General features: G+C 67.1%; 6 protein-coding genes and 1 pseudogene. 2 read left to right on the top strand and 5 right to left on the bottom strand.

Annotated elements, in window-relative coordinates:
• The first annotated feature begins 89 nt into the window (after nucleotides 1-89).
• Entirely contained in the window at nucleotides 90-1943 is a 1854-nt protein-coding gene (locus ACWCRB_RS01960; protein WP_450994132.1) for an SIP domain-containing protein, read from the top strand.
• Nucleotides 1944-2017: 74 nt separating this feature from the next.
• Here the strand turns inward: ACWCRB_RS01960 and ACWCRB_RS01955 are convergent, their stop codons facing one another.
• The 4 genes from ACWCRB_RS01955 to ACWCRB_RS01940 all read right to left on the bottom strand — a co-directional run bounded on the left by ACWCRB_RS01955 (nucleotide 2018) and on the right by ACWCRB_RS01940 (nucleotide 6688).
• Nucleotides 2018-2269, bottom strand: a complete 252-nt coding sequence (locus ACWCRB_RS01955; protein ID WP_210587078.1) for a phosphopantetheine-binding protein — start codon at nucleotides 2267-2269, stop codon at nucleotides 2018-2020.
• A 65-nt stretch (nucleotides 2270-2334) separates the two neighbouring features.
• Nucleotides 2335-3192 carry a class I SAM-dependent methyltransferase gene (locus ACWCRB_RS01950; protein ID WP_450994131.1) on the bottom strand — a complete coding sequence of 286 codons (858 nt, stop codon included), beginning with the start codon at nucleotides 3190-3192 and terminating at the stop codon, nucleotides 2335-2337.
• The gene (locus tag ACWCRB_RS01945) at nucleotides 3189-4952 is read right to left on the bottom strand and encodes an ABC transporter ATP-binding protein (protein WP_450994130.1); all 1764 of its coding nucleotides are present in this window, start codon (nucleotides 4950-4952) and stop codon (nucleotides 3189-3191) included. The genes ACWCRB_RS01950 and ACWCRB_RS01945 overlap by 4 nt, the downstream gene beginning before the upstream one ends.
• Nucleotides 4949-6688: an ABC transporter transmembrane domain-containing protein gene (locus ACWCRB_RS01940; RefSeq protein WP_450994129.1), complete on the bottom strand. Its 1740-nt coding sequence runs from the start codon at nucleotides 6686-6688 to the stop codon at nucleotides 4949-4951. Before ACWCRB_RS01940 ends, ACWCRB_RS01945 begins: the two co-directional genes overlap by 4 nt.
• A 285-nt stretch (nucleotides 6689-6973) precedes the next feature.
• Between ACWCRB_RS01940 and ACWCRB_RS01935 the strand changes: the two are divergent.
• A pseudogene (locus ACWCRB_RS01935) lies at nucleotides 6974-11428 on the top strand (amino acid adenylation domain-containing protein); the annotation flags it as partial.
• A 17-nt stretch (nucleotides 11429-11445) separates the two neighbouring features.
• Here the strand turns inward: ACWCRB_RS01935 and ACWCRB_RS01930 are convergent.
• Nucleotides 11446-13188: a PucR family transcriptional regulator gene (locus ACWCRB_RS01930; RefSeq protein WP_450994128.1), complete on the bottom strand. Its 1743-nt coding sequence runs from the start codon at nucleotides 13186-13188 to the stop codon at nucleotides 11446-11448.
• Nucleotides 13189-13252: the final 64 nt, after the last annotated feature.

Here is a 13252-nt window from a genome sequence, read left to right as displayed (position 1 = left end):
TATTCGTTAGGTTAGGCAATGCTAAGCTTTGGTGTCTGACTAGTGGCACACCGCGTTCCGGTACGCCACCTGCTCGATGAGGAGTCGCCGTGCCGCGTCGTGCCCGCCCCACCGTCGTACACACCATTGTCCTGCGGGAGTTGGAGGTGGCGCGGGTTGTCGATGTCACTCCCGGCATGCGCCGTGTGACCCTGACCGGTGATCAGCTGGGATCGTTCACCGGAAGCGACGGTACGGCCTTCCCCGAGTTCGCCAGCGAGGGTTTCGACGACAACGTCCGGTTGATCTTCCCGTACCCCGGCGAACGCGAGCCGGTGGTCCCGGTCTACAAGGACGGCAAGTACAGGTGGCCGGCCGACCCGCCGGCGCTGTGGCGGGTCTACACGGTACGGCGTTACGACGCGCAGGCCCGCGAGCTCGACATCGACTTCGTGAAACATGGTGTGGGCGTCGCGACGACGTGGGCGTACCGGGCGAACCCCGGCGATCGCCTCCACGTCGGGGGACCTTCGGTCTCCACCAGGCGGCCCGAAGGTTACGACTGGTACCTCGTCGTCGGCGACGACACGGCCGTCCCGGCGATCGACCGGTTGCTCGGGGAACTGCCCGACGACGCACAGGCCGAGGTCTACATCGAGGTGGCCGAGGAGTCGCACCGCATCGACTTCCCGGAACGCCCCGGTGTCGAGGTGACCTGGATCGTGCGGAACGGACTGGCAGCGGGATCCGAGCCGTTGCTGCTGCGGGCAGTACGCGAGGCCGGCCGCCGGCGAGAAGGCTCGATGTTCGCTTGGCTCGCCGGGGAACAGTCCGTAGTACGCGATCTGCGGCGGTATCTCATCGAGGAGCGCGGTGTCGACAAGTCCGACATCGACTTCACCGGCTACTGGCGGCGCGCAGAGGTTGTGGCGTTGGACGAAGACCCCTCCATGCCGGACCCCGAGCGCAACGACGAGGCCTTCGACAAGTTCCACGAGATGTCCGAGCTGCTTCCGCCGTTGGCAATTCGGACGGCCGCGAATCTCGGCATCGCCGACTGCATCAGCCGCGGAGTGCGCACCGTACCCGCGCTCGCACTGCACACCGGCGCGAACGAACGCTCCCTGGCGAAGTTCTTGCGGTACCTGAAGGCGATCGAACTCCTGGAACAGGAAGGCGACGAATACAAGCTCAGTGAGACCGGCGAGTTCCTGACCAGCGAGTCCGTGCTCGATCACCTGGTTTCCGGCGGGGTCGACTTCCGTATGTCGCAGGCATTCTTCGGTCTTGAAGCGGCGGTCCGCCACGATCATCCGGTGTTGGAGTCGGTGACCGGCAAGGATTGGAACGCTCTCCGCAGCGATGCGACCTTTGAGCACAAGCGTCTGGAGGGCAAGTCCCGGTTCGCGCAGGTACTCGCCGAGCCGCTCGCGAAATCACCCGTGCTCGGAGGCGTCGGCAAGGTGGTTGTCCACGCGGCTGGTGCGGTGGTCCACGCCGACTACCTCACTGCGGGGCATCCGGAGGCGACGGTGACCGTCGTGGCGCTGCCTACCGGGGCGGACTGGTTCCGCAGGGACATTCCGATCAGCATCGCGGATGCGACGCGACGCGACCGGATACGGATTGTCGAGCAGTCGGTGTTCGAAAAGACCGAACCTGCGGACGCCGTACTGATCATCGACACGCTCGGGCAGTACCGTGACGCGGAGGCGAAGCTCATTCTTCAGCAGGCCGCTGCGAGCCTGGGCCCCGGTGGCCGGGTGCTGTTGGTGGAGGACACTTTCGATCCCGCCGAGTTGGACGAACATGACGCGGAACTCGACATTCTGCGGTTGACGCTCCACGGGTCCGGATACCGCACCGAGGACGAACTCGAGGCGGTCATCGCCGGCGCCGGATTGAAAGTGATCACGACGTCGCTCGTGGGGTGGGGTAACACGTTGCGAGTGCTGGCACCGTGACCTGAGGTTGCGGGCCTGCCGAGCAGTCCGGCCGGGTCGTCCACGACGAGCCCGGCGACCGCCCTACTACAGGGTCATGAAGCCACTTCGTCACCAGCCTGGAGCTTCTCCATGACCTCGATCCAGTGACCCAGTCGCGAGTCCTCGGCCAGGGTGATGAAGTCGATCCGGTCCACCCCCGCGGTGCGCCACCGTTCCACCAGATCCATGAGGCGCACCGAGTCCATCCCCTGGTCGCGAAGGCTCAACTCGTAGTCGATCTCCGCGGGTTCGAGGTACAACACGTCGGCGACATCGGCGATCAACTGCTCGGTGCTCAGGCTCATCAGGACTCCTCGTTCATTTCGTTCATTGCTTGGCCAACCTCTTTTGAAAGTTCCAGCCGGCCGTGTCACACGGTGGCGATCAGCACTTCCTCGCCGCTGTACGGTCGCAGGCCGTCGGTCCGGCCCGCGAAGTAGCGATCGGCCAGGTCGGCTGCCGAGACGTATTCCGCGTCGGCGAAACCTGCTTGTCGCGCCAGCTCGATGATCTGGTCGGGAGTGTAGAAGCCGATGAACGGCGTACCGGCCCGCCGAGCACCCTCCCTGGAGGCTCGCCGAATCTGTACGTCCTCGGGCGCGAGATCTTCGAGATGACGGAAGAACGTGAGGATCAGTGAGGAGCCGGACGGCAGACTCGCCACCCGCTTGAGGGTCGCCGTCGTGGCCTCTTCGGTCAGATACATGGTGACCCCCAGCCAGGACACCACCGCAGGACGCGAGGTATCGAATCCCGCCGCCTGCAGCCGATCCCACCAGTCGTCGTTCGCTTCGAAATCGACCGGAACCAGGCGCAACCAATCCGGGATGCCATATCCGAGTTCGATCAACCGGCTCCGCTTCCACCCTTGCGTCTCCGGCTGGTCGATCTCGAAGACGGTCATGGCCGAGCCCGCATCGGGATGACGCTGAGCGTAGGTGTCCAAGCCCGCGCCGAGGATCACGTACTGATCCACGCCGCGGCTCGTGGCCTGCGCCACCAGGTCCTCGGTCAACCGCGCCCGCCCGACGACCGTGGCGCGCTTTCCTCGCGAGTCGCCGGGGACCATGTCTCCGCGCTCGCGCCATCCGTCGTCGTCCTGCGCCAGCCGGGCACCCAGCACGTCCTCAAGGACGTGCGGCGGCTCGTCCACCTGTGTGTGCAAGGCACGCCACAATGCGGTCCGTACCGCTGTGTTGTCCGGCGTGCCGACAACATTTCCCGTCATGAGTCAGTCCTTCCTGGCTTGTTGTTCATGCTCCGTCCGGCCTCCCACGCGCTCCACAGCCCGCCGTACACGCCACCAGCGGCGACCAGCTCGTCGTGTGTTCCGGTCTCGATGATCCGGCCGTGCTCCATGACGACTATCCGGTCGCAGGTCGCGGCTTGGGAGAGGCGATGGGCGATCACCAACCCGGTGCGGCCACGCAAAGCCGCCTCGGCGGCACGGTCCAGCAACCCCGCATGGGTGGAGCCGGCCTCGGCGGTCGCCTCGTCGAGGATCGCCAGTTCCGGGTCGGCGAGCAGTAGCCGGGCGAGGGCGAGCTGTTGAGCCTGTGCGTCGGTGAGCGGATGCCCGCCGGTGCCGATCATCGTGTTGAGATCGTCCGGCAGCAGGTCGAGCAGACCGGCTGCCCCGGTGGCGTCCAGCGCTGCGTGGATGTCGTGGTCGGTGGCCCTGGGGGCGCCGAGCGTGAGATTGTCCCGCAGGGTGCCGGCGAACACGTGCGTCTCTTGGGTGATCAACGTGGTTCGGCCGGGCTGGGCCACCGTCCCGGCGTCAGGCAGATGGATGCCGGCGATGACGGCGGCAAGCGTCGTCTTGCCGGCCCCGGAGGCGCCGACCACGGCGATGCGCTGACCGGTGGGGACGTCGAGGGTGAGGTTGTCGAACACGCGGGGGCCGTCGCCGTAGCTGAATGCGACCTCGTGAAGCCGCACGGCGATGCCCGTGTCCGCCGTCGCTGTCTGCTCGCCCGCCTCCTCCGGGATGGTGGCGACCCCGATGATGCGGCTGAGCGATGCGAGGGCCGACTGGAGGTCGTCGACGACGTACAGCAGCTCGTTGATCGGTCCGAGCAGGCGCAGGACGATCAGCATCGCGGCGGTGGCGGCGCCGACGGTGGATGCGTCCGCGTCGATCAGGACGAAGCCGACGACGAGGACGGTGGCCAGGCTCAGACATTCGCCGAAGTTCAGGCGGAGGCTGAGCATGGCCATCACGGTGCGCGCACGGAGTGTGTGCACCGCGACGCCCCAGGACGCGTCCATCACGGTGTGGTGCCGCTGCTCGGCGAGCCCGAGCCCGAGCACGGTGGCGTAGCCGCGCTGGGACTCGAGGATCTGCTGTGCCCGCGCGCTCATCGCCGCGCGTTCGGCGCCATACACCTGCGGGCCGACGCGGAGATACCAGCGCATGACGAGTACGTAGACGGGCAGTACGACGGCGAACGCGGCGGCGTACGGCCATTCCAGTGCAGCGAGCCCGCCCAGCGACACGACGATGGTGAACCCGCTGACGGTGAGCGCGGGGATCACGGCGGGTGCGGCATCGGCTACGGCGGTGACGTCGTCGCTGGTCCGGGAGATCAGGTCCCCGGTCCCGGCGCGTTCGACGAGGTGCTGCGGGAGTGTCATGGCACGGCCCACGAGCTGTTCGCGCAGCGCGGCGAGGATGGTGTGGTAGACGCGGGTGGCGAGCACGATCGTCACCGCGGTGCCGACCGCGCCGAGAACCGCCGAGAGCACCATGACGGCCGTGACCGTCAGTACGGTGCCGAGGTCAGCGGTACCAGCCTGTACCCGGTCGACGAGGAACCCGATGATCACGGGCGGGATCAAGTTGACGCCGGTGCTGACTATCCCCAGCACTCCGACAGTGGAGAGCCGGAGCCGGTGCCCGCGGCTGAGCCGCCACACCTCCCTGGCTGTCTCCCTGCTGCCCGCGACCGGCAGCGCGTGCCCGGTTGTCGCGGATGCCCCGCTCATAGCGATGTCCTTGCGCGTATCGGTGCGTCCTCGAGCAGGTCGACGACGCGGTCGCAGCTGCCCAGCAACGCGGGGGACGAGGTGATCAGCAGGGTCGAGCGGCCCGCGCGGACGTCGCGCAGCCGCTTCGCGATCGTGTGCTCGGTGACCGAGTCGACCGCCGTGGTCGGGTCGTGCAGCACGAGCACCGGCGCGGCGCTCGCCAGGGCGCGGGCAAGCGCGAGTCGCTGGAGCTGGCCGCCGGAGAAGCGGTTGCCGTCCTCGCCGACCGGGAGGTCGAGATCGGCGGCGAAGTCACCGCATGCCGCAGCTCGCACCGCAGCTGTCATCAGCTCGGGTGAGGCCGCGGTGGCGGTGAGGTTGTCGCGGATCGTTCCGCTGAACAGCATGACCCGGTGCGGAGTGAACGTGACTCGGGAGCGGTACTCCTGCGCGGTCAACTCCCGCGCGGCGATCCCGTCCAGCTGCACCGCGACCTCGCCGCCAGGCTCGCGGGGATCCAGCAACGCCTCCGCGACGCGGGCAGCAGTCAGGTCATCGGTGCGCACTCCCACGAGTTCGCCGGGCTCCACCCGGATCGTCGCGCCGGGCGTGGACACCTCCAGCACCGGCACCTGCTGAACCACCGGCCGTGCCGCGTCGTCAGCCTCGGGCGCCGCCGTCACGTCGGTCTTCAGCACATCGAGGATGCGCGCGGACGAGGCGCGGGATCCGGCGAGGTTGGGTATGGAATCGTTCGCGATTGACTGGATCTGCGGCAGCAGCGCCTGGGCGAGGCCGACGGCGGCGATCAGCTCGCCGACGCTCAGCTGCCCGTCCACGGCGAACCAGCCCGCCAGCCCCATCACCGCTGCGACGAACGTGCCGGTGACCACACCGGAGCCCATCAGGAATCTCCCCAGCAGTCCCGCGTTGCGCTTGGCACCGACGAGCGTCTCCTGGCTTGCCTGCCGGTACCTTCTGGTCGCCTCGGTCTCGGCGCGCATCCCCTTGACCACCCGATAGCCGGCCACGACATCCGTGGCCAGTCCGACTGTGGTGGCCAGCAGTCCCTGGTACTCACGGGTGTCCCGGGACAGCCGCTCGCTGAGCACGCCCATCAACCACACCGCCACCGGCGCCCCCACCAGCACCGCGAGCCCGAGCAGCCAGTGCGTCCCCAACAGCGACACGGCGATGAATCCGATGGTCATGATCCTCGCGATCGGCATGATCACGAGCTGGACCCCGTTGGCCAGGCGGGCGACGTCGTTGGTCATCACCGAGACGACACTGCCGTCCGGCGCGTGGGCGCCGCCGCCGACCGGATGCAGCACGCCGGTCGAGAGGGTGCTCCGGAGGCGGTGCTGGAGCAGCTGTATCGCATACGCGGTCAGTTGGACAGCGAACTTCGCCGCCACCGTCAACACGATGTACAAGGCCACCAATACGCCGAGCCACAGCACCAACTGCCCCGCGTTCCCGGTTGCCAACGCCCGGTCGATCGCAAGGCCCATCACCACTGGGACCGCGGCCTCGCCCACCTGCCACACGATCGCGGCCAGCGCCGCGGGAACGGAGACCCGCCGCACCGAGAGGATCACGCGCAACAGGAATCGACCGGCCGTGGTCCCCGAGCCGGCCTCGAACGGCTGGAACTCGGGCGGATCGGTGGGCGCCTGCCAAAGCACAGGCAGCCGACGGGTCAAGGGTCCCCGCCCCAGCCCCGACGGGTCGGAGTGCGAGGCGTTCCTCATGGCCGCCCCCGGTCCGTGCCCAGCGACAGGATGTCGGTGTGCTGAGGGAGCGCCGCAGCCACCCACACTCGCTGCTGCCGGGCTCCGGAGAGTTCGTCTTCCTGGAACAACCTGTCCGGGATCGAACACCAACAGGCCGTCGTCGCAGGGCGGTTGTCGTACCTGATGGAGGCTTCTCCTCGGTCGGGTGGCGGTATGGGTGGTGGCACGGGGCAAGGTTAGCCTACCCTTCATTGAGGTTCTAGTGATCGTTGCCTCGGTCGGCTCGATCTGGTCTCAAGAGAAGTGGGTGTGCTTCCGTTGACGGCTTTTGACCGTGTGGAGTTGACTGCGAGTCAGCGCGGCAACTGGGTGGCTCGGAGACTTGCCCCTGAGTCCTCGGTGTTTTGTGCGGGTCAGTTGATTTGGCTGAATGGCCCGGTCGATCCGGCCCTGTTCGCATCCTCGGTCAGGGTTGTCTTCGCGGAGACCGACGCGTTGCGGGTACGTTTCGGGGACGACGACGGGGTCCCTTTCCAATACATCGACACCGCCACGACACTCACGACAGAGATCGTCGACGCGGGCCATGGCGACGACCAGATCCGGGTACTGGCTCGCGAACAACTCACCGGACCGCCGGCCACTTCCGGAGAGCCAACGACCTGCTCGACCCTGATCCGTCGCGAGAACGGCACCTGGGCATGGATCCTGGTCACCAACATCCTGCTCGTCGACGGCTACAGCATTTCTCTGTTCATCCGCCGCGTCGCCGAGGTCTACTCCGCACAGCAGGCCGGTGATTCGGTCCCGGACCGCTGGTTCGGCAGCATAAAGAACGTCATAGACGCCAAGAACTCCGGCGATTCCAGGATCGAAGAAGGTGCCGCGTATTGGAGTGGCATCCTCGGAATCGAGCACGTCGGCCACGAGATCGTGGAGGACTTGTCCGGGGTCTTCGTATCTTCGAGTCAACCAGTTGTCGTCCCGATACCCGACGACACCTACTCGAAGGTTCAGCAGTTCGCTCGCGCGGCTCGGGTCTCCTGGACCGATTCTCTGATCGCGCTGTGGGGCGTCTACACCGCTCTGGTCGATGGTCGTGACTGTGTGGCGGTCCGGGTTCCTCTGATGTTGCGAGACGACCGCGAATCGCTGAAAACACCGAGCGCGATCTCAAGGGCAATCCCGGTCGTCACCGAGATCAGCCCGTATGACACCTTCGAAAATGTCCTCGAGATCGTCGCAAACCAACTGAAGAATTCACGGCGTCACACGACTGTCGAAGATCACCAGATCGCCCGTCTATGGCCAAGCGGCCAAGCCTCATACCTCACGCTCCCGACGATCAACATCAGGCTCTTCGAGTCGACGCCGCGCCTGGGTGATATCGACGCGGTCTCCGAAACGATCAGCACCGGCCCGGTCGGATCACTCGACCTGGCGATCTACCGCAACCCCCACACCGGAATCCGGCTGGAGCTGTCCGCAGGATCCGCCACGGGCGATCCGCTCTTGCACGCCGAACAATTCAGCCGTTTCCTCAACGCCGTCCTCGACGGGTCCCCGGCCCAGACCCTGCACGAACTGAGTGCCGGATTCACACCCGATGCTGATGGTCCGGACTCGATGTGGGTACGAGGCGAGACGCTCGATGTTGCGCCCGCGACGGTGGACGCACTGGTGCGGCGCCGGGTCGCGGCCGATCCGGACGCGGTCGCGGTCGTCGCCGACGACGGCAGCGAACTCACTTACAGTCAGTTCGATGCACGGGTCAACGCTCTCGCTCACCTCCTGATCGATGAGGGTGTGCGGGTCGGGGACCGCGTCGCGATCGCCATGGCGCGCTCGGTGGACCTGGTCGTGGCGCTTACCGGAGTGATGCGCGCGGGAGCGGCCTACGTGCCGATCGATCCGGGATACCCCGCAGAACGCATCAAGCACATCCTCGACAACGCCGCACCTGCGCTGGTCATCACCGATCAACTCACCACAGAAATACATCAACACGTACTGGGTGAACATCGCGCACCAGCAATGCGGATCGACGACCATGAAGTACAGGGACGGCTGGCCGCCGGTCAGGAAGCCGCCCCCGTTCCAGCCCGGCCGCTGAACGGCCTCGACGCAGCTGTCGTGATCTTCACATCGGGAACGACGGGCAACCCGAAGGGCGTGGCCCTCACTCACCGCGCACTCGCCAACCGCCTCGCATGGGGTCACCAGGTCCTGGACTGCAAGCCAGATGATGTGGCGCTGTCGAAGAGCGGCGTGGGCTTTGTCGACGCTGTGACCGAGTTGTTCGGGCCGATGATCGCCGGTGCACGGATCGTGGTCGTGCCCGCAGAAACCGCGCAGGATCCAGCCGGCCTGCTCGACACGATCGCCCGACACCGCGTCACACATCTGCTGACCGTGCCCAGTCTGGCCGACGTCCTCGTCCGCCACGACGACGCACCCACAGCGCTGACCACGATCCGGTCCTGGATCTCCTCCGGTGAAGCACTCACCCCAGGTACCGCGACCGCCATGCGAACGACCGCGCCACAAGCAGTACTGCACAACTTCTACGGCTCGACCGAAGTCACCGGCGACGGCACAACGGCCACCATCACCCACGCCGAGAACACCCCGATCGGTGCACCGGTCGCGAACACGACAGCACGCGTTCTTGACGCGTGGCTGCGTCCGGTGCCGGTCGGTGTGGCAGGTGAGCTCTACCTGGGTGGAGTGCAACTCGCCGACGGATACGTCGCACGCCCGGGCCTGACCGCTGACCGATTCGTGGCTGATCCGTTCAGCGACAACGGCGCGCGGTTGTACCGCACCGGCGATGTCGTGCGATGGAACTCCCAGGGACAGCTGGAATATCTCGGCCGCAGCGATGACCAGGTCAAGATACGCGGATACCGGATCGAACCCGGTGAAATCCGCGCCGTTCTCGAACAGCACCCAGCAGTGTCGGGTGCCGCCATCACCGCCTTGGACCACCCCGCCGGCGGAAAATACCTCGCTGCGTACATCACGACCACGGACGCGGTGCCGTTCGACGCGCTCCGCGAGCACCTGGCACGGTCGCTGCCGGACTACATGGTCCCCACGACGTTCACGCGCCTGGACCGATTCCCGGTCACCGCCAACGGGAAGCTCGATCGCGCCGCGTTGCCGCAACCAGACCTGACCGCAGGCGCCGCCGATGGCCGGTCACCGCAAACCGCCACCGAGATCGCCCTCGCCGACATCTTCTGCGACGTACTGCACCTCGACAACAACGCCGATCTCGCTGTGGGCAGCGACTTCTTCCGCCTGGGCGGGCACTCGCTGCTCGCCGCACGAGTCATCGCACGCGCCAACGCCCTGCTCGGCGTCGCACTCACCTTGCGCGATGTCTTCGACCACCCCCGCATCAGCGAACTCGCCCGAATCGCCGACACCACCACCGCCACCGCTACCACCGAGACATCCAGCACACGAATCGGCGAACTACCCCGCCCAACCCCACTACCAGTCTCATACGGACAACAAGCACTCTGGTTCACAGAGCAGATCGCAGGGCGTCCGATCTATCGGACTGAAATCGTGCTGCAAGCAGGCGTCCGGCTCGATCTGGATGCTTTGGCGACGGCGGTACGCCGGGTAGTCGCTCGTCACGAGATCTTGCGTACGATCCTCGTGCCGGACGAGGAGACCTCATCGCTCCGTCAGGTCATCTGCGCGGAACCCGACGACGACACCAAGGTCCTGGAGGTCGAACACGTCGGTCCTGAGCTGCTCAGCGACAAGATCGCTCAGGTTGCCGCACTGCCACTTGACTTCACCTCCGAGTTCGGGCTGAAGTTTCATTTGTTGCGCCATTCTGATGGCGATGTGCTGGTAGCTTACGGGCATCACATAGTTACCGATGCGGATTCCTTTGGGATCCTTGTTCAAGAGCTGAACAAGTTCTATCTCGAAGCGGCTTCCGGCAATTCCACCGAGATCGCGCCCTTGTCGATCCAATATGCCGACTTCGCGGTCTGGCAACGACATGTGCTGGGCAGCCGGAGAGATCCGGACTCCCGCTATCAATCGGACCTGCGGTACTGGCAGGACACGCTGACAGATCTCCCGACGGAAACCGTCCTACCCCTCGACCAACCACGCGACGGATCCGAAGAACGAACCATACGACCTGCCACCACGTCCCTCACCAGCGATGAGACAGCCACGGTCGACGAATTCCTGGTCGAGCACAAGGCAACACCGCTGCAGGCGTTGATTGCGGCATTTTCGTTGGCGCTCTGGGATGAAGGTGCCGGCGATACGGTACCTATCGGCACCCCGGCCAGTTTGCGCGACCAGCCCGAGTTGCAGGACCTCATCGGGTACTTCGTGAACACCGTCGTGGTGCGCGCCGATATCGACGCTGCAACCGGGTTCGCACAGACGCTGCTCCGTTGCCGCGATCGCATGCTCGAAGCTGCTGACCACAAGCTCGTTCCGTTCGAGCGCGTCGTCGAGGCGGTGAACCCGCCGCGGCAGGTCGGGATCAGTCCGCTTTTCCAGGTGATGGCCGCCTACGTGGATCGCGGTGGAGATTCGGATGCGGCGTCGCCGCTCACCAACTACGCCTCGACCACTGCGGATGGCCCGCTGGCATCTCAGCCTGCACTGTTCGATCTCGTGTCGAGTATCGAAAGACTTGACAGCGGCGCATTCGGAATGAATCTCAACGCGGCCCGCGAGTTGTTCTCGGCGGAAACCACGTCCCGATTGTTGCGGAGGCGAAAACAAACCCCCTACTCCCCCACCGCCGCCGTCGTCTTCAGCGCCAGCCACAGTTCCATCCGCACATCCGGATCATCCAGCGACCGCCCCAGAATCTCCTCCACCCGCCGCATCCGGTACCGCAACGTATGCCGATGCACCCCAAGATCCGCCGCAGCCGCATCCCACTGTCCGTGCCGGGACAGCCACGCCCGCAACGACGCCACCAGATCCCCCCGACCCGTCGCGTCATGCTCGTACAGCGGACGCAACAACCCGTCCGCGAACGCCCGCACCGCATCGTCCGCGAGCAACGGCACCACGGACCCGGCGGCCAGCTGCTCATGCCCGACCAGCACCCGCCCCCGCCGTCGGGCCACCGACAAGGCCTGCTCGGCCTGCTTGTACGCGGCAGCCGCCGCGATGGGCCCCGCCGGCCCCGACATCCCCACCACAAGCTCGTCCTCGTCACCGGAAGAGCCGGAAGAGCCGGAAGAATCGGAGCGACCGGAGGAAGAGGCCGATGCATCCCCCAGCCCCCGACCCCTCTCCCGAACCTCCGCCCGAGCCCCCTCCACCGCCGCAGCGAACTCCCCACAGGCCGCCTCCGCCGCACCCCCGTCCACCGCGAGCACGACCAACCGCTCCCCCTCAGGCACCACCAGCACCGCCTCCCCCGCCCGCGCGGCGGCGGACTCCAGGCACTCGGCGAGCCCGCCCAGCGGATCCCCGTTCGTGTCGGCGGCGACAAGAGCACCGGCCGTAGGCCTGCTCGCCGCCCCCACCGGCACCCCCTGCCCCACCGGCGGAGAAGCCGACTCCGCGACGACGATCCGGAACGGCGCGTCGAGCAGCTCGCCGTACAGCCCCCCGGCGACGGCACGCGCGTGATCGGGTTCGCCGGCCAGCAGCATCCGCAGCACAGCGGCCCCGATGCGCTGCTCGGCGGCCTGGAGGGACCGGGACCTCTCGGTCGTCAGCGTCAGCAGCGCAATGGCCGAGTGCAGGGCGTACCTCTCCGCCGTACCCAGCGCCGCAGCGGTCCCTACCGCCAGCGCGGCGCGCGGCCGCCGCCCGGTGCCGAGGGAGTGCAGCTCGACCCGGTCCTGGTCCTCACCCCCGCCTCCCTCACTCGCCCCCGCGCCCACCACCGAGCTGGCCGGCGCCGGCCGCTCCCGCAGCCGCTCCACATCCGCCGTGAGCCGTGCCGCCCGCCGCCCGGCCCACTCGGGCGCGGTGGCGACGACGGCGCCCGAGGCGTCGTACAGCGCGGCCCAGCCGTCGACCTGGGAGGCGAGCGCGGCGAGCAGGCCCTCCGGGCCGTCGCTCAGCGCCTGCCGGGTCAGTTCCCGCTGCGCCGCGAAACCGGCTGTCACCGCCCGGTACTGGTCGGCGGCGATGGCGGCCGACACCGCCTTGCTGATGGCGAGGAAGGGTGTACGGCGCGGGACTTCGAGGAGCGGCAGCCCCTCGTGCTCCGCCGCTTCCACCAGTGCCTTGGGGATCTCCGCGTAGTTGACCCCGACAGCGAAGCCGAGTCCGACGACCCCCGCCCCGGCCAGCCGCTTCACATAGCGCCGCATGGCCTCGGGGTCCTCGGCGTCCAGCTTGAGCGCGGTGATCAGGAGCAGCTCCCCGCCCTCCATGTAGGGGACGGGGTCGGCCAGTTCGCTGGCGTGCACCCAGCGCACGGGTACGTCCAGGCGGTCCCCGCCCGCCCGCACGGTCAGCCTGAGCGCGGAGTGATGGAGGAGCGAGGCGAGCGTCGGGGGCATGGGGCCTTCAGATCTGTGTGGACTCCGTGAAATTTTGGCCGCCACGTATGAACGGCCTGTGCCG

This window comes from Streptomyces sp. NPDC002156 (assembly GCF_053593675.1).
This window is presented reverse-complemented; position numbering and strand designations above follow the sequence as displayed.

Coding starts and splice junctions, on each gene's coding strand:
- ACWCRB_RS01955 (WP_210587078.1), bottom strand. CDS start 2,269: ATGAGCCTGAGCACCGAGCAGTTGATCGCCGATGTCGCCGACGTGTTG.
- ACWCRB_RS01950 (WP_450994131.1), bottom strand. CDS start 3,192: ATGACGGGAAATGTTGTCGGCACGCCGGACAACACAGCGGTACGGACC.
- ACWCRB_RS01945 (WP_450994130.1), bottom strand. CDS start 4,952: ATGAGCGGGGCATCCGCGACAACCGGGCACGCGCTGCCGGTCGCGGGC.
- ACWCRB_RS01940 (WP_450994129.1), bottom strand. CDS start 6,688: ATGAGGAACGCCTCGCACTCCGACCCGTCGGGGCTGGGGCGGGGACCC.
- ACWCRB_RS01930 (WP_450994128.1), bottom strand. CDS start 13,188: ATGCCCCCGACGCTCGCCTCGCTCCTCCATCACTCCGCGCTCAGGCTG.